Annotated in this window: 17 protein-coding genes and 1 pseudogene; 7 read left to right on the forward strand and 11 right to left on the reverse strand. The window is 73.6% G+C overall.

Annotated elements, in window-relative coordinates; translation table 11 throughout:
* From AXW62_RS44120 to AXW62_RS25750, 7 genes and pseudogenes are all read right to left on the reverse strand, one after another.
* On the reverse strand, positions 1 to 249 hold a 249-nt coding region (locus AXW62_RS44120; protein WP_176582581.1), incomplete at its 3' end, for a hypothetical protein.
* A gap of 122 nt (positions 250 to 371) precedes the next feature.
* Positions 372 to 1,220: a phosphatase PAP2 family protein gene (locus tag AXW62_RS25725; RefSeq protein WP_079105953.1), complete on the reverse strand. Its 849-nt coding sequence runs from the start codon at positions 1,218 to 1,220 to the stop codon at positions 372 to 374.
* A gap of 184 nt (positions 1,221 to 1,404) precedes the next feature.
* Positions 1,405 to 2,457 (reverse strand): LacI family DNA-binding transcriptional regulator, encoded by a 1,053-nt coding sequence (locus AXW62_RS25730; protein ID WP_060946601.1) that lies wholly within the window; start codon positions 2,455 to 2,457, stop codon positions 1,405 to 1,407.
* Between the two features lie 25 nt (positions 2,458 to 2,482).
* Complete coding sequence (locus tag AXW62_RS25735) at positions 2,483 to 4,135, reverse strand: glycoside hydrolase family 13 protein (RefSeq protein WP_060946602.1); 1,653 nt, start codon at positions 4,133 to 4,135, stop codon at positions 2,483 to 2,485.
* Between the two features lie 526 nt (positions 4,136 to 4,661).
* Positions 4,662 to 6,609, reverse strand: a pseudogene (locus AXW62_RS25740) (hypothetical protein).
* 88 nt (positions 6,610 to 6,697) lie between these two features.
* Positions 6,698 to 9,832 carry an alpha-N-acetylglucosaminidase gene (locus AXW62_RS25745; protein WP_060946603.1) on the reverse strand — a complete coding sequence of 1,045 codons (3,135 nt, stop codon included), beginning with the start codon at positions 9,830 to 9,832 and terminating at the stop codon, positions 6,698 to 6,700.
* Between the two features lie 334 nt (positions 9,833 to 10,166).
* On the reverse strand, positions 10,167 to 10,814 hold the full coding sequence (locus tag AXW62_RS25750; protein ID WP_030838668.1) for a response regulator transcription factor: 648 nt from the start codon (positions 10,812 to 10,814) through the stop codon (positions 10,167 to 10,169).
* 372 nt (positions 10,815 to 11,186) lie between these two features.
* Here AXW62_RS25750 and AXW62_RS25755 point away from each other — a divergent pair, with 372 nt between their 5' ends.
* Positions 11,187 to 12,059, forward strand: a complete 873-nt coding sequence (locus AXW62_RS25755) for a putative RNA methyltransferase (RefSeq protein WP_060946604.1) — start codon at positions 11,187 to 11,189, stop codon at positions 12,057 to 12,059.
* Between the two features lie 21 nt (positions 12,060 to 12,080).
* Here AXW62_RS25755 and AXW62_RS25760 read toward each other — a convergent pair whose 3' ends face one another.
* Complete coding sequence (locus AXW62_RS25760; RefSeq protein WP_060946605.1) at positions 12,081 to 13,358, reverse strand: sensor histidine kinase; 1,278 nt, start codon at positions 13,356 to 13,358, stop codon at positions 12,081 to 12,083.
* 252 nt (positions 13,359 to 13,610) lie between these two features.
* Between AXW62_RS25760 and AXW62_RS25765 the strand changes: the two genes are divergently transcribed.
* On the forward strand, positions 13,611 to 15,806 hold the full coding sequence (locus AXW62_RS25765) for an MMPL family transporter (protein ID WP_060946606.1): 2,196 nt from the start codon (positions 13,611 to 13,613) through the stop codon (positions 15,804 to 15,806).
* Between the two features lie 175 nt (positions 15,807 to 15,981).
* On the opposite strand, the gene AXW62_RS25770 is transcribed toward AXW62_RS25765, so the two are convergent.
* On the reverse strand, positions 15,982 to 16,569 hold the full coding sequence (locus AXW62_RS25770) for a winged helix-turn-helix domain-containing protein (protein WP_060946607.1): 588 nt from the start codon (positions 16,567 to 16,569) through the stop codon (positions 15,982 to 15,984).
* Between the two features lie 73 nt (positions 16,570 to 16,642).
* Positions 16,643 to 16,774, reverse strand: a complete 132-nt coding sequence (locus AXW62_RS46745; protein ID WP_256649896.1) for a hypothetical protein — start codon at positions 16,772 to 16,774, stop codon at positions 16,643 to 16,645.
* 136 nt (positions 16,775 to 16,910) lie between these two features.
* Here AXW62_RS46745 and AXW62_RS25775 point away from each other — a divergent pair, with 136 nt between their 5' ends.
* A complete protein-coding gene (locus tag AXW62_RS25775; protein ID WP_030838681.1) occupies positions 16,911 to 17,282 on the forward strand; it encodes a 5-carboxymethyl-2-hydroxymuconate Delta-isomerase in 372 nt (123 codons plus the stop codon).
* 190 nt (positions 17,283 to 17,472) lie between these two features.
* Positions 17,473 to 17,913, forward strand: a complete 441-nt coding sequence (locus AXW62_RS25780; RefSeq protein ID WP_060946608.1) for an SPW repeat protein — start codon at positions 17,473 to 17,475, stop codon at positions 17,911 to 17,913.
* Between the two features lie 140 nt (positions 17,914 to 18,053).
* Here AXW62_RS25780 and AXW62_RS25785 read toward each other — a convergent pair whose 3' ends face one another.
* Positions 18,054 to 18,776 carry a DUF2848 domain-containing protein gene (locus AXW62_RS25785; RefSeq protein ID WP_060946609.1) on the reverse strand — a complete coding sequence of 241 codons (723 nt, stop codon included), beginning with the start codon at positions 18,774 to 18,776 and terminating at the stop codon, positions 18,054 to 18,056.
* Positions 18,777 to 19,030: 254 nt separating this feature from the next.
* Here AXW62_RS25785 and AXW62_RS25790 point away from each other — a divergent pair, with 254 nt between their 5' ends.
* The 3 genes from AXW62_RS25790 to AXW62_RS25800 all read left to right on the forward strand — a co-directional run bounded on the left by AXW62_RS25790 (position 19,031) and on the right by AXW62_RS25800 (position 21,725).
* Entirely contained in the window at positions 19,031 to 20,386 is a 1,356-nt protein-coding gene (locus tag AXW62_RS25790) for an MFS transporter (protein ID WP_060946610.1), read from the forward strand.
* Positions 20,387 to 20,553: 167 nt separating this feature from the next.
* Positions 20,554 to 21,357, forward strand: coding sequence for a carbon-nitrogen hydrolase family protein (locus AXW62_RS25795; protein ID WP_060946611.1), 804 nt, complete (start codon positions 20,554 to 20,556; stop codon positions 21,355 to 21,357).
* Entirely contained in the window at positions 21,354 to 21,725 is a 372-nt protein-coding gene (locus tag AXW62_RS25800) for a cupin domain-containing protein (RefSeq protein WP_079105955.1), read from the forward strand. Before AXW62_RS25795 ends, AXW62_RS25800 begins: the two co-directional genes overlap by 4 nt.

Raw genomic sequence — 21,725 nt, forward strand, 5'->3', positions numbered from 1 at the left:
GGGCGCGGAGGCGGGTACGGAGGCGGTTGTGGTGGGGGGCGCGGTGGGCGCGGAGGCGGTAGCGGTGGCCACGGAGCCGGTCGCGGTGGGCGCGGAGGCGGGTACGGAGGCGGTTCTGGTGGAGGTCGCGGTGGCCACGGAGCCGGTTGCGGTGGTCGCGGTCGCGGTGGCGGTGGCGGTCGCCGTGGTCGCGGCTCGGGAAGCGGTCGCGGCGGCGTCGGCGGCGGCGTCGGCGTCGGCGGTGTGCACGGTGGCCGGTAGTCCCTTTCGTCACGCTCATCGTGCTCGTTCCGCGTCGATCAGCGCGACACAGGGAGCCCCTGAACTCACGTCGGTTGCGGAACAGAGGATGGCGGCTCGGCCGGGGACGATCAAGCCGTGCAGATCACGGCCACCTGTTTCGGCAGCCGATACGGCAGCGAGCCGTACCACGCGCAGGAGAGCGAGAAGCCGACGGAGAGACAGACCACCCCGCCGACCGCGTCCAGCCAGAAGTGGTTGGCGGTGGCGACGATCACCAGCAGCGTGGCCGAGGGGTAGAGCAGCCCGAGCGCCTTCACCCACACCGGACGGGCCAGCGTCGCGATGGTGAGACCGCACCACAGCGACCAGCCGATGTGCATCGAGGGCATCGCCGCGTACTGGTTCGACACGTCGGCGAGGTTGCCGGAGGCCATCGACCCCCAGGTGTTGTGCACCACCACGGTGTCGACGAAGTGACCGCCGCTCATCAGCCGGGGCGGGGCCAGCGGGAAGAGGTAGTAGCCGAGCAGGGCCACACCCGTGGCCGCGAAGAGCGCCAGCCGGACGGCGGCGTAACGGCCCGGATGCCAGTGGTAGAGCCAGACCAGCACACTGAGCGTCACGATGAAGTGGAGCGTGGCGTAGTAGTAGTTCATGCCCACGATCAGCCAGCTGACCGAGTTGATCGCGTGGTTGACGCCCTGTTCGAAGGCCATGCCGAGCCGGTGCTCCCAGGTCCAGATCCAGCCCGCGTTGCGCAGCGCTTCCGACTTCTGCTCCGGGACGGCGTTGCGGACCAGCGAATAGGTCCAGTAGCTGACGGCGATCAGGACGATCTCGAACCAGAGCCGGGGCCTCCTGGGGGTTCGCAGCCGGTCCATCAGGGTGTGGCCCGGCACCCGTGCTGTCTCGGTGTCGGCGATGGGTGCCGGGGTGGCCGTCCGACCTGCCGTGGTCCTGGTAGTCGCTCCACCCATAGGGCAACAGTCTGCCAGACGCCCCCTGTCGCCAGACCATCCGCGGCGACGGGTCTTGGATGCTTATGTCCTGGTCCGGGGGTCCTCCATCGGGCGTACGCACCCCTGCGTCCGCCTGTGCCGTACCCCCGCGTCCGCCTGTGCCGTACCCCCGCGTCCGCCTATGTCGTACCGCAGGGTCCGGCTATGCCGCACCCCCGGCCGCCCGGCCCCGCGCCTCCACGCCGTGCGCCGACGCCGTGGAGCCGCGCACCACCAGTTCGGGGAGGAAGACGAACTCGCTGGGCGGGGCCGGGGTGCCGCCGATCTCCTCCAGCAGCGCCCGCACCGCCGCCTGCCCCATCGAGTGCACCGGTTTGCGGATGGTGGTCAGCGGCGGATCGGTGAAGGCGATCAGCGGGGAGTCGTCGAAGCCGACCACCGAGACGTCCTGAGGGACCCGCAGGCCCCGCTGCCGGGCCGCCCGGATGGCGCCCAGCGCCATCATGTCGCTCGCGCACACCACCGCCGTGCAGCCCCGGTCGAGCAGCGCGGTCGCCGCCGCCTGACCGCCCTCCAGGGTGTACAGCGAATGCTGGATCAGCTCGTCCGACTCCTCCGGGGAGAGCCCCAGCCGGTCCCGCATCGCCTGCTGAAAGCCTTCGATCTTGCGCAGTACGGGAACGAACCGCTTCGGCCCGAGCGCGAGACCGATCCGGGTGTGCCCGAGCGAGACCAGATGGGTGACCGCGAGCCCCATCGCCGCCCGGTCGTCGGGCGAGATGAACGGCGCCCGCACCTTCGGCGAGAAGCCGTCCACCAGCACGAACGGAACACCCTGGCCGCGCAGCTGGTCATAGCGCTGCATATCGGCCGAGGTGTCCGCGTGCAGCCCGGAGACGAAGATGATCCCGGCCACGCCCCGGTCGACCAGCATCTCGGTCAGCTCGTCCTCCGTCGAGCCGCCGGGGGTCTGGGTGGCCAGCACCGGGGTGTAGCCCTGCCGGGTGAGCGCCTGCCCGATGACCTGGGCGAGCGCGGGGAAGATCGGGTTCTCCAGCTCGGGGGTGATCAGTCCCACCAGCCCGGCGCTGCGCTGGCGCAGCCGTACCGGGCGCTCGTAGCCGAGTACGTCCAGGGCGGCGAGGACGGACTCGCGGGTGGTCGCCGCCACCCCCGGCCTGCCGTTGAGGACGCGGCTGACGGTGGCTTCGCTGACCCCCGCCTGGGCTGCGATATCAGCAAGCCGTGCGGTCATGGAGTGGGACTGTACCGGTCCCCTGTCAGATTGCCCACCAGGCGCATGAATCAGGTGGAATGCGCACGGTTCCGGCCCCGTATCCCAGCGGCGCCGACGACAGCAGCGCACGCCCCGGGAGCGGCATCTCGACCTCCTTCCCGCGCGTGTTGAGCGTGCACACGAAGCCCGGCCGGGACAGCGCGAGCACCCCCTCCGGAGCCTCCAGCCAGCTCATCGGGGTGTCGCCCAGGCCCGGCAGCTCACGGCGCAGCGCGAGCGCGGAGCGGTACAGCTCCAGCGTGGAGGCGGGGTCGCCGGTCTGGGCCTCGACGGAGAGTTCGGACCAGGCGGCTGGCTGGGGCAGCCAGCTGCCGCCGGGGCCGAAGCCGTGGCTGTCGCCGGAGCGGGTCCAGGGCAGGGGCACCCGGCAGCCGTCGCGGAACCCGTCCTGGCCGTCCTGGCCGTCGGAGGAGCCGCGGAAGAAGGCCGGGTCCTGGCGCACCTCGTCCGGCAGGTCGGTCACCTCGGGCAGGCCCAGCTCCTCGCCCTGGTAGAGGTAGGCCGAGCCGGGCAGCGCGAGGGTGAGCAGGACCGCGGCCCGGGCCCGGGCCAGCCCCTGCTCCGGGCTGTCGGTGGCGTAGCGGGTGGTGTGCCGGACCACGTCGTGGTTGGAGAGCACCCAGGTCGTGGGGGCGCCGACGGAGGCGGTCGCGGCCAGCGACTCGTCGATCACCGTACGCATCGCGGCGGCGTCCCATGGGCACCTGAGGAACTGGAAGTTGAACGCCTGGTGCAGCTCGTCCGGGCGGACGTAGAGGGCGAGCCGCTCGGCGGTGGGTGCCCACGCCTCGGCGACGCCGATCCGGTCGCCGGGGTAGGAGTCCAGCAGCCGGCGCCAGGAGCGGTGGATCTCGTGCACCCCGTCCTGGTCGAAGAACGGCAGCACCTGGGCGCCGATCAGTTTGACCTGTTCGGTGTGGCCGATGTCGGGCAGCCCGGCGGCCTTGACCATGCCGTGCGCGACGTCGATACGGAAGCCGTCCACGCCCAGATCCAGCCAGAACCGCAGCACCGCGTCGAACTCCTCGCGGACCTCGGGGGAGTCCCAGTTGAGGTCGGGCTGCTCGGGGGCGAAGAGGTGCAGGTACCACTCGCCGGGGGTGCCGTCCGGGTCGGTGGTGCGGGTCCAGGCCGGGCCGCCGAAGACCGACTCCCAGTCGTTGGGCGGCAGTTCGCCGTGCGCGCCCCGGCCGGGGCGGAAGTGGTAGCGGGCGCGGGCCGCCCCGCCGGGCCGGTCGGCGAGCGCCTCGCGGAACCACGGGTGCTGGTCCGAGCTGTGGTTCGGGACGACGTCCACGATCACCTTCAGCCCCAGCTCATGGGCGGTGCGCACCAGGTCGTCGGCGTCGCCGAGGGTGCCGAAGAGCGGGTCCACGGCGCGGTAGTCGGCCACGTCGTAGCCGCCGTCGGCCTGCGGGGAGGCGTAGAAGGGGGTCAGCCAGACGGCGTCCACGCCCAGCTGGGCGAGGTGCGGCAGCCGCTCCCGCGCCCCGCGCAGATCGCCGATCCCGTCGCCGTCGCTGTCGGCGAAGGAGCGTACGTACACCTGGTAGATGACGGCGTCGCGCCACCATCCGGGGCGCTGGGACGGTTGCTCCGGCTCGGCGGGAAGGGAGGTCGTGAGCTCCTGGGTCATGGCGGGAACGTAACAGCTCTGCAATACCTTGCGGGAGAGCTTGCAGTGGGGAGCGGGGTCCTGCGGGGGTACGCCGGTCGTGCCACGGGCGCGCGACCGGCGCCTGTCAGGCGTCCGTCGGCGCCCGTCGGCTCGTGTGCGACCGGTCCGGCCGGCCGGGCGCGTGGGGCCCGCTGACACGGACCCCCGACCGGCCGGACCGGAGAACGTCGAACGTAACACCGGTGCAATCGCTTGTGGAAGACCTTGCAGCAGCGGAACCAGCTCGATGGCGAGCCGATGTGCCAGGGACGTGGACCGCGACCGCACCGTGGCCGCCGGCCAGGACGCGGGGCCGAGGCTCGACCGGATCGTGCCCGGCTCCTACCAGCGGCTGCCGGACGGCGGCGGCGTGGCCACCTCCACCCGCTGCCCCGGCCCAGTCGCGGTTTTCCGTGGCGCTCTTACCGGGGCGCGGGGGCCGCGCGACCGGCCGCGACGGCGCCGCGGACCACCGACGGCAGACCGGGGCGGCCCCGGCGGAGCGTCAGCGCAGGGGCCCCAGCCGGCCACCGCCCGCCAGGCGGGCCCGCAGGTCGGCCCGTGCGCCCGCCTTGGCCGGAAGGGTCAGCGCGCGGCCGTAGGAGCGGCCCCGGACGCCGCCGGTCGCGGCGATCGCCGTGACCTGGCGGCTCCCGGCGGCCAGCAGGTACCAGTGGCCGGACCGGGCCTTCCACAGCACCCCCGCCAGCACCCGCGGCTCGCGCGGGCCGCAGGCGGGGGAGGTCGTCGGCGCCGGCGGCGATCGCGCCCGCCACGCCCCGGCGGGTGTCCCACGGCTGGAACTGGGCCAGGACCTTGGCTCCCGCGCCCCGCCAGGTCTCGGCGCGGGTGCACAGCCAGGCCGCGTGGCCGCCGGCCTCCGGCAGGGCCTGGGCGGCGAACCGCCAGGAGTTGACCGTGCGCACCCCGCGCGCCCGCATCAGCGCCAGCCGGCACCCGGTCCTGGCCCAGCTGGTACGCGCCGCCCGCCCCGCCACATCGCGCACACCGCGGCCGGGGGTGCCGTAGGTGAGCCGGGCCGGGGCCAGTTCGCCCAGGTCGGCGACGAGCCGCGAGCCGAGCTGCAGCGCGGGCCAGCCCCGGCAGGGGCGCAGCAGCGGCGCGGTGCGCACCGGGTCGGTCACGCCCTCGCCGGTGCGGTGCAGCGGCCGTGGCGCCCGGCCCGGGTGCAGCAGATCCCGCACCCAGGCGTGGCGCACCCACGGGGCGGTCAGATAGCGCACGTTGCCGTCCACCCGGCTGAGGACCAGGGCGGTGGAGGTGGCCGCGTCGGCGGCGTCCAGCCGGGCGAAGTCCAGTGCCACCGCACCGCCGTCACCGCCGCCCGTCTCCGCGTACCGCGCCACCCGCAGCCCGTCGTACAGCAGCACCACCGAGGTCTGGTCCACCTCGCCCGCGAACAGCAGCTGCGGCGGCCCCGGGGGCGGCCCGGACTGGGTGCCCATGGTGGCCGACACCCGCACCGAACGGCCCGGCCGGGCCCAGACGGCCAGCGCCCGGCGCAGCAGCGCGGTGTCCTCGACGCGGTCCCCGCGCGCCGGCCAGGCGGAGAAGTCGGCACGGGACGCGGTGCGCCAGGCGTCGGGCGCGGCGCGCGTCAACCGGTGCGGGTCCAGCGCCCGTTCGGCGGAGGGGTGGCGGGCGTACGGGGGCGCGGCCGCGCCGCTGGGCCCCCAGCCGCGCCCCGGCATGCCCAGCAGCGTCCCGCACACCACCAGCGCCACCACGGCCACCAGCGCCGCCCGCAGATGCTGACGGCGGCGCATCAGATCGGTGGGCCGCGCCTGGAGCGAACACGGGTCGAACTCCGCGGACTCCAGCGGCGAGCCGTCCCGGCTGCCGGCCGGCTCCGGCACCGACGCGGCCTCCTCCAGCGCGGTGCGCGCGTCGGCGACCCCCGCGGCGCGCAGCAGCGTGCGCGTCTCGTGCTCGCCGAGCCGCTCCAGCTCCCGCAGGACGTACGCGGCGCGGCCGGGCCCGGACAGCTGCGACAGCGCCTTGTCCAGGGCGAGTTCATCGGCGCCGCCGGAGCGCGGGAACAGCCGCAGCCCGACCACCTGCGGCAGCGCCGGCGGCGGCCGCCACCAGCGCCGCGGCCGGGTGGCGCGCAGCGCCAGGCGCAGCACCCGCAGCCGGACGAAGGCGTAGCCCGCGTCGGCCGCCGGGCCCTTCGTGCCGCGCTGCCAGGGCAGTTCGACGTCCGGGCGCCGGTCGGGGCCCGCGCCGTATCCCCGGTTGCGGGGGAGCGCACGCTGCGCGAGGGCGTGCGCCGCGAGCACCCGGCGGGTGCGCCCGGTGCCCGGCGGCAGGATGAGATACGCGAGCCGCACCAGCCGCGGGTAGTGCTCGACGAGGGCGGCCTCGGCCTGCTCGACGTCGATCAGGCCGGTGGTTTCGTCGTCGGGGGCGAGTGTCGCCCGGTGCTGGTCCACGGTTCGTAGAACGAGTGGCGGGCCGGGGTGGTCACCTCACCCCTCGCCGGGGGCGGTGGGCGAGGTGACCGGCCGGGCGGGCCGGCGGCTACGGCGTGGCCGTCTCCCAGCCGCTGAACTCGACCGTCCCCCGCTCCCCGCTGCCGCCGTTCGCCGCGCTCATGAAGATCCCGGCGTCCTGTGCGGCGCCGCCGCCCGGCGCGGTCACGGTGGCCACCTTCCGCCAGGTCGCGCCGTCGTCGGTGGACAGCTCGCCGGTGTAGGAGGTGGTGGCGGTGCGGGTCAGCCGCAGCAGCACGGGGGCCTTGACGCCGGTGATCCGCTGGTAGGTGTCCAGCGTGCCGTCCCCGTTCGCGTCGTAGGACAGGACGACACCGTTGGCCGGGGTGACCGAGAGGTTCACGAAGCCGGGGGAGCCCGCGGTGGCGAGGTCGTCGCGGACGATGATCCCGGCCCGCGCCCAGGGCCCGGTGACCGCCTGGGCGTCCACCTTCACGGTGACGGCCGTGCCCGCGCCGAGAACGCCGTCGCGGTAGACGGAGCCGAATTCGGCGGTGCCCTTCCACAGGTCCTGGCCCGCGCCGTCGATCGCGAACCGCCCGTCCAGCCGGCCGAAGACCGCGGCGTTGGTGGTGACCGTCCGCATCCCCGCCGCCAGCGGTCCGGCGATCCACAGGGACCCGGTGCGCACCGCCCGCACCCGGTCCTCGCCGCGTGGCCCGTAGGTGACGCCCAGTTCGTACGGCAGCGGCTCCAGCGGACGCTCCAGCGGCCCGCCGGGCGCGGTCGCGCGCCAGCGGACCTCGCCGGTGCCGCCCGCGGGGACGCCGGACAGCCGGGTCGGCCCGTCCGGGACCGGGTCCAGTCCGGTCACGGTGAGGTCGAAGTCGACCCGGCCGGTGGCGCGCAGCCCGTTGACGTTGCGCAGGGCGGCGGTGAGGGACGCGGAGCCGCCGGGCGGCAGCGCGGCGGGCTCGGCGGTGACGGTCAACGTGCCCTGGTACGGGGCCCTGGCCAGCGTCTCGTACACCCGCTGGGCGGTGCGGTGGGCGTCCGCCGTCGGCCGCACCGGGTAGCTCTTGCGCTCCCGCGTCCACGGCTCCTCGACGGCGTACCAGTCGAAGGCGCGCGGCGCCCGGTCCCGCGCCAGCGCGTCCTCCAGCTCGTCCAGGTAGGACTGCCACTGGGGGAGGTGGAAGTCGGCGATGAGGCCGCTCCAGTCGCGGTTGGCGTAGTTGGCGAGCTTGCCGCCGTCCGCCGTGGAACGGTCCGCCCAGGTGGTGATGAGGGTGCGCGCGGCCCGCTCCAGCTGGGCCGACTCCTCCTCGCCGGACGCCATCCGCTTGGCGTCCTCCAGCCACGGGCCCAGCAGGAACCGCCGGTGGGCGCCGGTCATGTCGTCGCTGAGCCGCATCAGTTCCAGCCACAGCCGGGACAGCGTCCGGAAGGCCGTGCGGTCCTTGCGCTGGTAGGCGTCCTGGAGCTGGGGGATCAGCTGCCAGGAGCGGTTGGCGAGCGCCTGCCGGGCGAGGTCGGTGAGGTCGTGGCGGTAGGCGTCGCTGTCGCGCAGCCCGGGGCGCACGCCCAGCAGCGCCGCGAAGGCCGCGTCGAAGGCGGCCGGGTCGAAGGCGGGGGTGTGGGTCGCGTAGTTGGTGCCCGAACGCGCGGTCAGGGAGGGGCGGGCGGCGAAGACCGAGTCATGGGGGCGGCCGTCCTTGCTGCTGATCTCGTACGCGGTGGCGCGCAGCGCGGCGAACGCCTCCCGGGCCTTCGCATCCCGCCCGCCGTAGCGCACCTCGGCGTAGGACCGGAACCACTCGTCCCGGTCCACCGCCTCCTCCCGCCACGCCAACTCGCTGAACAGCTCGAACGCCGCCGGATCGCGCTCGGCCGCTTCCGGCATGTAGGCCGTGCCCACGAGCGTGCTGCCCGGTTTGTCGCGCCACACGGTGAACCGCCGCGCCCACATATGGGTCTTGGCACCGATGGTGGTGCGGCCGCCGAAGTTGGGGATGGTGCCGAACGCGTACGGCACCGAACCCCAGTCCTGCTCCCGGTCGGTGACGGTCTCCAGGTCCGACAGCCCGTCCACGACAAGCATGCGGTCGTGGTCGACGGCGTCCAGCAACTCGCGGCGGGGGTTCTCCTGCCAGCCGAGGATCACCCAGACGGCACCGGGGCGGGCGGTCCGCAGCGCGGTCTCCACGGCGCGGGCGGCCTCCGGCACCGGGACGTCACCGGGGTCGCCGCCCTCGTGCAGCAGGTCCATCTTGAACAGGTCGATCTCGCCGAACAGCGCGCGCTGATGGCGGTAGAAGGCGGCGGCCACCGTGCGGAACGTCTCGGTGCGCGGATCGAGCCAGTCGGGCCGCCGGAGCCCGTTCCAGGTGCCCTGCGGCACCGTACGGGCCTCCGGGTTGCGGTCCGCGAACCCGTCGGGGACGGTGCCGAAGTAGCCGGGGAACACCGGCCGCATGCCCAGCTCCCGCAGCCGGCCGGCGATCCGCCGCCCCAGCTCCGCGCGCTTCTCCAGGAGCGCGGGGGAGACCGGGCCGCCGTACGCGCTCATGTTCTGCAGCAGCCACCACGGCTGGTGGGAGGGGGCGGGGAGCCAGGCGCGCGCCTCGGCCTCGGTGTAGCCGAACTCCGTGAGCAGCCGGTGGTAGACGGCCTCCTGTCCGGCGGTGACCAGCAGCTCGTTGCAGCCGTGCAGGGCCGCGATGTCGATCAGGTGCTCCCAGCGGTCCCAGTCGGCGAACGGCGCGGTGTAGCCGTCGTGGGTGTCGTTGAACGCGAACCGGTGCGGCAGCGCGGTCGAACGGGTGAGGCGCCGGGCGGGCGCGGGCAGCCGCTCCGGCAGGTTCAGCTGGTCGCCGGACCAGGTGATCTGGGCCCGGCAGGTGTACTTGAGGTACCAGTGCACCCCGGTGAGCAGCACCGCCGGGCTGGTCCCGGAGACCGTCAGCCGCCCCGTCCGCCCCCCGACCTCGAACCGCTCCTCGCCGCCCCGCTCCGCCAGCGCCACCAGCCGGAACTGATCGGCGTGCGCCGGCAGCAGCCGTCGCAGGGCGGCGCGGGCGGGGGCGGTGTCGAAGGCGTCCACGGCGGTGTCCTGTGCGTCGTCCGGCTCGTCGGCCGCCGCCGGGCACCGGCTCCCCAGCGTGGCCCCGGCCCCGAGTGCTCCGGCTGTTCCGATCAGCGTGCGTCTGCTCAGGTCGCTCATGCGCCCCCCATCGGACAACGGCCCATGCGTCGTGTGCCCCACCGGCTCCTGGGCCCCGGAAACCCCGTACCAGGTACGGGCCAACAAGGCACTTAACCAGCGATGCGGGGCGGGAGCAACGGGGCGCCCGGGAGGCCGCGCCCCGCGCGACCGGCTCGTCGCGCGGCCGCGTTGGCTTGGCGGGGGTCGCTCCGTGGGGGTTGCTCGGCGCCGGGGTCGCTCGGCCGCGCTGGCTCGGCCGGGGCGCTCCACCGCGTTGGGCTCGGCGCAGGTTGCTCCGCCGCAGGTCCCTCCGCCGCGGTTCCTCCGCCGGGGCCACGCCGCCGCGGCGGCGTCACCCCCGGTCGAGATAGGCCAGTACCGCCAGCACCCGGCGGTTGTTGTCGTCCGACGGCGGCAGCCCGAGCTTCCCGAAGATGTTGGAGGTGTGCTTGGCCACCGCCCGCTCGGTGACGTGCAGCCGCGAGGCGATCGCCACGTTCGACCGCCCCTGCGCCATCTGCTCCAGCACCTCCAGCTCCCGCGGCGTCAGCCGCCCCAGCGGCTGGTCCTGGGCCCGCCGGTCCAGCAACTGCGAGATCACCTGCGGATCCATCGCCGTACCCCCGGCGGCGACCCGCCGCACCGCGTCGACGAACTGATCGGCGTCGAAGACCCGGTCCTTGAGCAGATACCCGATGCCCCCGCTGCCGTCCGCGAGCAACTCCCGCGCGTACAGCTGCTCCACATGCTGCGACAGCACCAGCACCGGCAACCCCGGCCGCGTCCGCCGCGCCGCCAGCGCGCACTGCAACCCCTCGTCGCTGAACGACGGCGGCAGCCGCACGTCCACCACCGCGACGTCCGGCTCCAGCTCCGCCAGCGCCTTGCTGAGCTCGGGCCCGCTCTCCACGGCGGCCGCCACCTCGAAGTCGTACGCCTCCAGCATCCGGACCAGCCCGTCCCGCAACAGGAACAGATCCTCGGCGACCACAACACGCACGGCGGCTCCATGACCTCATCGGGCCCCGGACGGGGACACGGCCGAATCCCTGAGAATGTACCGCCGCCCCCACTGGCCCGGCGCACGCACACCTGAACACCGGTGCGTAGGCTGTGCGGCATGGCATGGACGAGCGTTCCGCACTGCTTCCTCTGACGCGGGGACGAGCACGGCGGCGTGACCCCCGGGGCCCGGCCCCGGCGGTTCGGCACGCCGCTTTCCTCGGTGTGCCCGCCTTCCGCGGCCCGGCCCGGTGAACGGAAAACCCTCCGCCGGTGCCGCCGGACGGCCCTCGCGGCCGGTTCGCGGGTACGTCGTGACCTCTTCCCGATCACCGCGGGCGGCGCACCGCCGCCCTCTTGAGGAGCGACCATGTCCTTCACCGACCGCTGCCCGCAGGACGGGCCGCCGGCCCTCCTGATCTGCCCGGTGTGCCGGGCCCGTCTCGTGCCCGCCGGGCGCGCCGCGCGCTGTGCCGAGGGCCGGCACACCTTCGACATCGCCCGGCAGGGCTACCTCGGTCTGCTGACCGGGCGGCGGGCCCGCAGCGCCGACACCGCCGCCATGGTCCGGGCCCGGAGCGCGTTCCTCGCGGGCGGTCACTACGCGCCGCTGGCCCGGCGGCTCGCCGGGCTCGCGGGGGCGCTGTGCCCGGACGGCCGGACCGTGCTGGACGCCGGGGTCGGCACCGGGTACTACCTCTCGGCGGTGCTGGACGCGCTGCCCGGGGCGGTCGGGCTGGGGCTGGACACCTCCCCGTACGCGCTGCGGGCGGCGGCGCGGGCCCATGGGCGTGCGGCGGCGGCCAGTTGGGACGTCTGGCGGCCGCTGCCGGTGCGGACCGGCTCGGTCGATCTGGTGCTCAACGTCTTCGCGCCCCGCAACGGCGGTGAGTTCCACCGTGTGCTGCGCCCGGACGGCGTCCTCCTGGTCGTCACCCCGGCGCCCCGGCACCTGCGGGAGCTCCAGGGCCGGCTGGGCACGCTGAGGGTCGATCCGGCCAAGCCGCGGCGTCTGCACTCCGCGCTGTCCGGCCACTTCCGGCCCGGGGACACCGAAACGCTGGAGTACGCCATCACCCTCACCGCGGACGACATCGACCACCTGGTGTCCATGGGGCCGACCGCCCACCACATCGACGCCGGGGAGCTGCACCGCCGCATCGCTTCCCTGGCACCCCCGCGGCCGGTGACCGTCTCCTTCCTCGTCTCGGTCCACCGGCCCCGGCCCCTGGGGGCCCGGTAGCGGCTGCGGACCGGCGGCGGGTCAGCCGGTGGGCTTCCGCGCCGAGAGCGCACAGGGGATCTCCATCGTCACCATCGTCGGCCCGCCGACCGGGCTGCTGACCGCGAGGACCCCGTCGAAGGTACCCAGGCGCCGTTCGACGCCGCTCAGCCCGCCGCCCGGGGTGATCTCCGCGCCGCCGTGGCCGTCGTCGGTCACGGCGATGCGCAGCATGCCGTCCTGGTGGTGCACGTCGACCCACATCCGGGCGGCGCCCGCGTGCTTCGCCGCGTTGGTCAGCACCTCGCTGACCGCGAAGTACGCGGCCGACTCGACCGGTTCCTCGGCGCGGCCCGGCAGGTCCACGTCCACCTCCACGGGCACCGCCATCCGCAGCGCCAGCGCGCGCACCGCGTCCCCCAGGCCGCGCTCGGCCAGGACCGGCGGATGGATGCCCCGGACCAGGTCGCGCAGCTCGGCCAGGGCCTCGGCGGAGTTCGTCCGGGCCCTGGCGAGCAGCTCCTTGGCCTTGGCGGGGTCCCGCTCGATCAGGGCCTCGACGGTGCCCAGGCTCATGCCCATGGCGACGAGACGGGCCTGGGCGCCGTCGTGCAGATCGCGTTCGATGCGGCGCAGTTCGGCGGCGGAGGTGTCCACCGCGTCGTGCCGGGTCTCGGTGAGCCGCTGCACCCGCTGCTCGAGCGCCATGTGCGGGCTCGGGTCCAGGAAGGCGCGGGTGAGCAGGAAGTGGCCGCGCAGCAGGAGGGGGGAGAGAACCAGGCCCAGCCCGAGGAAGCCGGCGCCGAGCGGGGCGGCCAGGAAGGCGGTGCCCCACGAGCTGATGGGAAGGAACGCGTACCAGTAGGTGCCGCTCGCGTCCACGATCGGCTTCCACACCCCGGCGGCCATGACGAACCCCTCGATCCCGTAGGGCACGAAGGCGGCGGCCAGCAGCGCGCTGACACAGCCGGCGACCATGTCGACGACCAGCCACAGCAGATCCCGCCAGGTGGCCGGGTCCTTCAGCAGGAAGGCGCACAGCTCCACCTGCCCGGTGACCCCGGGGCGCCGGTCGGCGGGCAGCGGGCGGTACGGCACCTGGATGCGGACCCCGGCCCAGGTGACGGCCAGCAGCCGGCGCTGATTGGCGTGCGCCCGCACCGCGAGGACCAGGGGCGGGGTGGTGAACGCCCCGATGCCCAGCGGGATCAGGCAGATCGACACGACCAGCAGCGTGAACAGCGTGATCGAGCCGGCCAGCGTGAGGAAGGCCAGCACCAGCCCCCGCACACAGGCCAACAGCGCCGTACGTACCTTCATCTGCGTTCCCCTCGGCGGTCGCGTCCGGCCGGTCCCACGGTCCGGCACCGGCGGTCAACGCCCCTCAGTCTGACCGGGTCCCGGCCCTCCGGCCACGGGGGTACGGCCCCGTCCGGGGGTGTACCTGGCACCACCCCCCCGCCTCGCCCTATGGCTCGGCGAAGGGGTGGCTGCCCGGCTGGGGCGCGGGCCCGCGGATTCCTAGCGTCGTGGCATGAGCTGTTCAGTCCGTACCTCAGGGGGAGAGACGCGATGAGTGCGACGAGAAAGGGCCTGGCCGTGCGGCTCGGCGGGTGGAGCACCCGGCACCGCAAGACGGCGATCATCGGATGGCTGCTGTTCGTCGTGGTCGTCGCCGTGGCGGGCGGTATGTCCGGATCCCGGGAGATGACCAACTCCGAGAACGGCTCGGGCGATTCCGCCCGCGCTGCGAAGATCCTGGAGGACGCCGGCCTCCAGACCCCGGCCGGAGAGATGGTGATGCTGCGCAGCGACCGCCCGGAGGGCTGGCGGGACGCGGCCCGCGACCTCTCGGCGCGTCTGGAACGGACGGGTGAGACGGCGCGGGTCCAGCCCCCGGTGCGCTCGGAGAGCGGACGGGAGGGACTGGTCAGCTTCGAGATGAAGGGCGACCCGGACTCGGCCGGGAAGCGGGTGGGGCCGGTCGTCGACGCGGTGGAGCGGACCGCGTCGGCCCATCGGGGCGTCGAGGTCCACGAGTTCGGCGACGCCACCGCCCAGCACCTGCTCGACGGCATGCTGAGCGACGACCTGAAGAAGGCCGAGCTGACCGCCGTACCGCTGGCGCTGGGCATTCTGCTGGTGGTCTTCGGGGCGCTGGTCGCCGCGCTGCTGCCGGTACTGCTCGGGCTGACCGCCTGTGTCGGCACCTTCGGACTGCTCGCCTTCGTCAGCCACCAGGTGCCGCTGTTCGACACCACCAACTCGGTGATGTTCCTGGTGGGCCTGGCCGTCGGCGTCGACTACTCCCTGTTCTACCTGCGGCGTGAGCGCGATGAGCGGGCCGCGGGCAGGGACGCCGGAACCGCGCTGCGGATCGCGGCCGCCACCAGCGGCCGGGCGGTGCTGATCTCCGGGATCACGGTCATGCTGGCGATGTCCGGGATGTTCCTGTCCGGGCTGCTGCTGTTCAAGGGCTTCGCGGTGGCCACCATCCTGGTCGTGCTGATGGCGATGCTCGGCTCGGTGACGGTGCTGCCCGCGATGCTGTCCTGGCTGGGCGACCGGATCGACGCCGGGCGGGTGCCGCTGCGGAGTCGGCGCCGCGCGAAGGGCGGGCACGCCGGCGGTGGCGTCTCCGGCAGGCTGATGCGGCCCGTGCTGGCCAAGCCGAAGCTGTTCGCCGCCGTATCGGGCGCGCTGCTGCTGGTGCTGTGCGCGCCCGCGCTCGGGATGAAGACCGAACAGCTGGGCCTGGAGAAGCAGTTCGGCTCCGACGCCGCGATCACCGTGGCGTACCAGGAGATCACCGGCTCGTTCCCCGGCGACCCCGCCCCGGCCGAGGTGGTACTGCGCTCCGACCGCATCGGCTCGCCCCGCTTCGACGCGGCCGTGGCGGACTTCCGGAAGGAACTCGCCGCGTCCGGGGAGTTCGGCAGGACGGTCCAGGTGGCGACGCACCGCGCGAGGAAGGTGGCCCGGATCGAGGTGCCGCTGGCCGGGGACGGCGGGAACGCCACCTCCCGGCACGCCCTGGACACCCTCCGGGAGGAGCTGGTCCCCAGGATCCTCGGGCCGGTCTCCGACCAGGTGTACGTGGGCGGTGAACTGGCCGCGGACCGCGACTTCAACGACCAGCTGAAGGCCGGTATCGTCCCCGTCTTCCTCTTCATCGCCGCCGTGACCTTCGTCCTGATGCTGCTGTGCTTCCGGTCGCTGCCGATCGCGGTGGTCTCGATCCTGCTCAACCTGCTGTCGGTGGGCGCCGCGTTCGGCACCATGACGGCCGTCTTCCAGCACGGCTGGGGCGCGGAGCTGCTGGGGATGGAGCCGGCCGGGGCGGTCGAGTCGTGGATGCCGCTGTTCGTCCTCGTCATCCTCTTCGGGCTGTCGATGGACTATCACGTCTTCGTGGTCTCGCGGATCCGGGAGGCCCATGAGCGGGGCCTTTCCACCCGGGACGCGATCCGCGAGGGCATCCGGTCCACGGCGGGCTCGGTCACCGGGGCGGCCGCCATCATGGTCGCCGTGTTCGCGGTCTTCGCCCTGCTGCGGATGCAGGACATGCAGCAGATGGGCATCGGGCTCGCGGTCGCGGTGCTGGTGGACGCCACGCTGGTGCGGATGGTGCTGCTGCCCTCGGTGATGGCGCTGCTCGGTGAGCGCAACTGGTACCTGCCGCGCGCCCTGCGGTGGCTGCCGAGCGTCAGCCACGGCGAGGAGCCGGTGGAGCGGCCGCGGCCGCCGCTGGTGGGGGCGGGCCGCTGAGCGCGGGGCCCGGAGCGCGCCCGCACAAGGCGCCCGCGGACACGCCCCGCACAAGCGCCCCCGTGGGCGCGCCCGGCGCGAACGCCCCGTACGAACGCGCCCGCCGTGCCGGACAGGTGTCAGGAGCCTGTCCGGCACGGCGGCCGTCATGGGGTCAAGGGAGCGGGGGGACGGGTCAGACGGTGGGCACGTACTTGTAGCCCACCCGCCGCACCGTCACGATCGTGCCCCGGTGCTCGGGGCCCATCTTGCGGCGCAGCCGGGCCACATGGACATCGACGGTCCGGCCGTCGCCGACGTGGCCGTACCCCCACACCGTGGTCACCAGCTGATCGCGGGTGTGCACCCGGTGCGGATGGGCGACGAGATGGGTCAGCAGTTCGAACTCGAGGTAGGTCAGGTCCAGCGGCCGTCCCGCGATTTCGGCGGTCCGCTGGTCGGGGTCTATCCGGATGAGGTCGTCACCCGTCACCGCCGGTGTCTCCGCCGGGGACGGCACCGCCGCCCCGGGCTGCTGCCGGTCGGCCGGGACCAGCACCAGATAGCCGACCATCGGCGGCTGGCCGGGGAGCACGGGCAGGGTGTGCGGGGGAGCGGGCAGCCAGGTGGCGCCGGGGTGGAGCAGATCGGCGACCGGCGGCACCTCGTCCGGTGCGACGGCTCGCAACCGCTGCCGGTTGACCGGGGCGGTCGGGGCGACGGGGGCAGAGACGGATGCGGAGGCGGATGCGGAAGCGGACGACAGGCTACGGAGGTTCGTCATGGAGGTCAGCTCTTTCGCGCGAGAAGGCGTCGGTGGACGTCGTGCGCGCGGGCTGGGCGGCCGGGCGGAGAGGTCAGCGGCCGAGCGAGCGGGCCCGCGCATCGGATGCGCGGCAACACTCGCGGTCGAAGTGGTGCGCCTGCCGGGAGGGCCAGAACGGCTCGAGGTCGTAGCGACCCGTCGCGATGTCGTGGAGGCTGGCCATGCCCCTATTGAAGCAGATATCGGGCCCGGGGCGCTCCGCCGCGGGGAACGAGGAAGTGCGACGATGCCCACGTTGAAAAGGCCCCACGCGGGAGCGCCGCAAGGCGCCGCGAACCCCCCTTGAGGAGCGCACGTCCATGCCGCATATCGTCGTCGAATACTCCGACACCCTGACCGACGCGTTCGACCGCCCCGGTTTCGGCGCCGCCCTGCACCCGGTGATCGCCAAGACCGTCGACACGGCGGTGGCGGGCTGCAAGACCCGCTTCCGGCGGGTGGAGGAGGCCCATCTGGCGGACGGCGCCCAGGACCTTGCCATGATCCACATAGAGGTGTCCATCCTGTCCGGGCGGGACGCCGCGACCAAGCGGGAGCTGTCCGCCGCCGTCCTGGAGGTGGCCCGTGCCCATGTGGCCCCCGTGCCGGGGCTGACCGTGCACACCACCGTCGATGTACGCGATCTCGACCGTGACTGCTACGAGAAGCACGAGGTGGTGCACCCGGCCTGACGGTCGCCTGTCACCGCCCGCGGGGACGCGTCCTTCGGCGTCCCCGCGGGCGGCGGCCGACGGCGAACGGTACACCATCGGGAGCAAATACGACATCTACCTATAAACAACGTAGAGGCGCACAATGGTGGTGCGGTGTTTTTACCGCACTGCGCGGTCAGACTTGCATGGATCGAAGGAGGCGAGTCGAATGGCCGACGTCTCACGTACGAGAGGCGATCTCAGGGGCCACCCCGACGTGTCCGAGATGCGGGAGCGTTACGCGCGCATGATGGACGCGCGGGACGTTGTCTTCCTCGACGGGCCGGTGCTTCTCGCCGGTCTGTACTTCGCCATCTCTCCCTGGGTGGTGCACTTCTCGGGCACCAGTCCCAATCTCATGGTCAACAACCTCGTCCTCGGTATCACCGTCGCGCTGCTGGGACTCGGTCTCACCACGGCGCCGAGGAGGATGTACAGCCTGTGCTGGGCCATGTCCGCGATCGGTGTATGGATGATCATCTCTCCCTGGGTGGTCGCCCGGGGGCCCGATCTCGGGATGATCGTCAACAATGTCGTCGTCGGTGCCGTCACCTGCCTGTTCGGCCTGATCGCAGCCGGCATGGTGCTGCGGAGGGGCAGGGAGACCTGACCGGGCGCCGAACCGTTGAACGGTTGAACACCGACGAAGGCCGTCCGCCGTACGACCCCGAGGGGTGTGCGGCGGGCGGCCTTGGTGCGGCCCGTCCCGGATGAGCGGCCCGTCCCGGATACCGGTCGGTGCGGCGGGTCTCAGCCGATCGGCTCGGGCAGCGGGACGACGTCGTAGGAGCATTCGATGGTCTCGCCGGTGGCCGGGTCGCCCAGCTCCACCCGCCACCGCTCGGCGAACTGGTCCACGCCCTCGGCCATCGGGATGGTGCCGGAGATCAGCACGGTCCCGGGCACCAGGTCACCGCGTTCGCGCAGCACCTCGACCCAGTAGGCGGGCGGCAGCAGCTCGGCCAGGGTGCCGCTCTGCACCTCGGTCTCGGTGCCGTCGTGGGTGACCCAGGCGCGGAGCGTCAGATCGTCGAGGCGGGGTGCCACATCGGCCAGCCGCCAGGCGCGGGTGGCGAGCACATCGGGGGCCGCGTTCTTGCTCCAGGCCACGCCGTGGACCTCCAGCGCCCGGTCGGTGTGGTCGCAGGCGGCCGTCAGCAGCAGCTCCCCGTCCGCGGCCACGACCAGCGCCCACTCGGCCTCGCCCGAGGTGCGGGCGTGCTGGACGCTGACCCGGCCGGTCTGCTGGGCGAGGTAGGGGGAGACCGGGTAGAGGGCGGGCGTCACGGAGGGGGCGGGCACGCCCAGCTCGGCGAGTTCGGCGACATGGGCGGCCACGTCCTCCTGGCCGCGTCCGGCGTAACCCGCGTTGAGCACCTGGACGACCTGCACATGCTGGAGGGAGCCATCGGGGAGCTCGAAGGTGAGCGAGGGCTGGGCGGGCGGTGAGGGCTGCGTTGGCTGCGTTGTCATCGGTGGTGCTCTCCAAGGCGCGGTGGGGCGGTGTGCGGTTTCTGCGCTTGCTGCGGCTTCGGGGACTATGGGGTTTCTGCGGTGTGTGAGGGGTCTTGTGGCTTGCGCGGTTTCGAAGCGGTTAACTTCCCCCCGAGGGGTTGCGCATACGCTTGGTATACAACAAGTATGCCGGATGGGTCGAGAGCGTGTCCTCCCGGCCCCTCACCGCACCACCCCCCCGTCAACCTCACGCACCACCTCGAGGACGGAACATGCAGCACACCGCATCGAGCGCACCGCCGCCCCGGGCCGACCGGTCCGGGGTTCGCCGCGCCTTTGTCGCCAGCCTCACCGGCACCGCCCTGGAGTGGTACGACTTCGCCGTCTACTCCGCCGCCGCGGCCCTGGTCTTCGGCGACCTCTTCTTCCCCTCCAAGGACCCCTTCACGGGCACGCTGCTCGCGTTCTCCACCTACGCCGTCGGCTATGTCTCCCGGCCGCTGGGCGGCTTCGTCTTCGGCCGGCTCGGCGATGTCATCGGCCGCAAGAAGGTGCTCATCGCGACGCTCGTGCTCATCGGGTCCGCCACGCTGCTGATCGGGCTGCTCCCCACCTATGCCACGGTCGGCGTCGCGGCCCCGGCCGCGCTGGTGCTGCTGCGCTTCGCGCAGGGCGTCGGCGTCGGCGGTGAGTGGGGCGGTGCGGTGCTGCTGTCCAGTGAGTTCGGCGATCCGCGGCGGCGGGGCTTCTACGCCTCCGCCGCACAGGTCGGCCCCCCGGCGGGCAACCTGCTGGCCAACGGTGTCCTGGCCGGGCTGGGCGCGGCGCTGACGGAGGACCAGTTCGTCAGCTGGGGCTGGCGGGTGGCGTTCCTGCTCTCCGGCGCCCTGGTGGTGTTCGGCCTGTGGATCCGCGCCAAGCTGGAGGAAACGCCGGTCTTCAAGGCGATGGAGGCCGCGCAGGACCGGCCGGAGGCGCCGCTGCGCGAGGTGTTCACCACCCAGCCCAGGGCGCTGACCGCCGCGATCCTCAGCCGGGTCGCCCCCGATGTGCTGTACGCCATGTTCACCGTCTTCGTCCTCACCTACGCCACCGAGGAACTCGGCATGTCGCGGGGGTCGGCGCTGACCGCCGTGCTGATCGGCTCCTCACTGCAGATCGTGCTCATCCCGCTGGCCGGGGCGGTCTCGGACCGCGTCAACCGGCGGCTGCTGTACGGGGGCGCCGCCGTGGCCGCCGGTGTCTGGCCGTTCCTGTTCTTCCCGCTGGTCGCGGACGGCAGTTGGGCGCTGCTCACCCTCGGGGTGGTCGGCGCGCTGGTGGTCCACTCGCTGATGTACGGGCCGCAGGCGGCCTTCATCGCCGAGCAGTTCTCGCCGCGGCTGCGCTACACCGGCTCCTCGCTCGCCTACACCCTGGCCGGGATCATCGGCGGTGCGATCGCGCCGCTGCTCTTCACCACGCTGCTCGGGACCTACCACGCATGGGTGCCGCTGGCGCTCTACATCGCCGTCACGGCCGCCGTCACCGTCGTCGGACTGTGTCTGGGCCGCGACGCGGCGGGTGCCCAGCAGGAAGAGCCGGAGCCGCTGCCCGCCGGGGACCGCCCCTCCGCCAAGGTCGGCTGAGGCCGGCGGCCGGCTCCGGCCGGTGGAAGCGGACCGGGGAAACGGGCCGGTGGACGCGGACCAGTGGAAGCCGGCCGGCCCGGACGGGGGCGCATGCGCTCTCCGGAAGTGGCGCCGGACGGCGCATAGTGGACCCAACAACCCATGGAAGAGAGGCCGCACCCCTCATGCGCATCGCACTGAGCCAGATCACCACCGGTCCGGAGCCGGCACAGAACCTGGCCCTCCTGCGCGAGCAGGCGGACCGCGCGGCGGAGGCCGGCGCTCGTCTGGTGGTGTTCCCCGAAGCGGCGATGGCCTGCTTCGGCACCCCGCTGGGACCGGTCGCCGAACCGCTGGACGGCCCCTGGGCCACCGAGGTCCGGCAGATCGCGAAGGACGCCGGGCTGGTGGTCGTGGCGGGGATGTTCACCCCGGCGCCCGACGGCCGGGTGGCGAACACCCTGCTGGCCACCGGCCCGGGAGTGGAGACCTCCTACGACAAGATCCATCTCTATGACGCCTTCGGCTTCGCCGAGTCCAAGACCGTGGCCCCGGGCTCTCAGGTGGTCACCTTCGACCTCGACGGTGTCCGGATCGGCCTGGCCACCTGCTACGACGTGCGGTTCCCCGAACTCTTCCGGGCCCACGCCGACGCGGGCGCGGTGCTCTCCGTGCTGCCCGCCTCCTGGGGCGCGGGACCCGGTAAGCGCGAGCAGTGGGACCTGCTGACCCGGGCGCGGGCACTCGACGCCACCGTATGGCTGGCCGCCGTGGGGCAGGCCGACCCGGCGGCGTCCGGCCGGACCACCACGACCTCCGCCCCCACCGGTATCGGCCACAGCGCCCTGATCGGCCCCGACGGCACCGTACGGGAGCGGCTGGACGCCGAACCCGGGCTGCTGGTGGGGGAGGTGGACACCGAGGAGGTCACCGCCGTACGGCGCAGCGTGGCCGTCCTGGACAACCGCAGGCTGGGCGTACGGCCATGAGCGGCACCGGTGGGGCCAAACCCGCACTCGAGTTCCACCTGCCCTCCGCGCCCTGGCGACGGCCGCCGGGCGCGGCCCCCGGGGTCAGCGAACAGATCCTGGCCGTGGACGGGAGCGGCACCCACACCACCGCCCTGGTGCGCTGGGAGCCGGGGACGGACACCTCCCCGGCCGGGGTCGTCCGCCACGACGGCTGGGAGGAGGTCTACCTCCTCGAGGGCAGCATGCGCGATCTGACGCTGGGGGAGACCTTCTCCCGCGGCTTCTACACCTGCCGGCCACCGGGGATGCCCCACGGCCCCTGGGTCTCCGAGGAGGGCGTCACCATGCTGGTGATCACCTATCCGGAGGCGGCGGCCGGGCGGTGA

This window comes from Streptomyces hygroscopicus subsp. hygroscopicus (assembly GCF_001553455.1).
Lineage (GTDB): Bacteria > Actinomycetota > Actinomycetes > Streptomycetales > Streptomycetaceae > Streptomyces > Streptomyces hygroscopicus.

Excerpts from the sequence above, each read along its gene's own strand:
- AXW62_RS25725 (WP_079105953.1), bottom strand. The coding sequence starts at position 1,220 with ATGGGTGGAGCGACTACCAGGACCACGGCAGGTCGGACGGCCACCCCG.
- AXW62_RS25790 (WP_060946610.1), top strand. The coding sequence starts at position 19,031 with ATGCAGCACACCGCATCGAGCGCACCGCCGCCCCGGGCCGACCGGTCC.
- AXW62_RS25785 (WP_060946609.1), bottom strand. The coding sequence starts at position 18,776 with ATGACAACGCAGCCAACGCAGCCCTCACCGCCCGCCCAGCCCTCGCTC.
- AXW62_RS25800 (WP_079105955.1), top strand. The coding sequence starts at position 21,354 with ATGAGCGGCACCGGTGGGGCCAAACCCGCACTCGAGTTCCACCTGCCC.
- AXW62_RS25780 (WP_060946608.1), top strand. The coding sequence starts at position 17,473 with ATGGCCGACGTCTCACGTACGAGAGGCGATCTCAGGGGCCACCCCGAC.
- AXW62_RS25745 (WP_060946603.1), bottom strand. The coding sequence starts at position 9,832 with ATGAGCGACCTGAGCAGACGCACGCTGATCGGAACAGCCGGAGCACTC.
- AXW62_RS25755 (WP_060946604.1), top strand. The coding sequence starts at position 11,187 with ATGTCCTTCACCGACCGCTGCCCGCAGGACGGGCCGCCGGCCCTCCTG.
- AXW62_RS25795 (WP_060946611.1), top strand. The coding sequence starts at position 20,554 with ATGCGCATCGCACTGAGCCAGATCACCACCGGTCCGGAGCCGGCACAG.
- AXW62_RS25765 (WP_060946606.1), top strand. The coding sequence starts at position 13,611 with ATGAGTGCGACGAGAAAGGGCCTGGCCGTGCGGCTCGGCGGGTGGAGC.
- AXW62_RS25775 (WP_030838681.1), top strand. The coding sequence starts at position 16,911 with ATGCCGCATATCGTCGTCGAATACTCCGACACCCTGACCGACGCGTTC.
- AXW62_RS25760 (WP_060946605.1), bottom strand. The coding sequence starts at position 13,358 with ATGAAGGTACGTACGGCGCTGTTGGCCTGTGTGCGGGGGCTGGTGCTG.
- AXW62_RS46745 (WP_256649896.1), bottom strand. The coding sequence starts at position 16,774 with ATGGCCAGCCTCCACGACATCGCGACGGGTCGCTACGACCTCGAGCCG.
- AXW62_RS25735 (WP_060946602.1), bottom strand. The coding sequence starts at position 4,135 with ATGACCCAGGAGCTCACGACCTCCCTTCCCGCCGAGCCGGAGCAACCG.
- AXW62_RS25730 (WP_060946601.1), bottom strand. The coding sequence starts at position 2,457 with ATGACCGCACGGCTTGCTGATATCGCAGCCCAGGCGGGGGTCAGCGAA.
- AXW62_RS25770 (WP_060946607.1), bottom strand. The coding sequence starts at position 16,569 with ATGACGAACCTCCGTAGCCTGTCGTCCGCTTCCGCATCCGCCTCCGCA.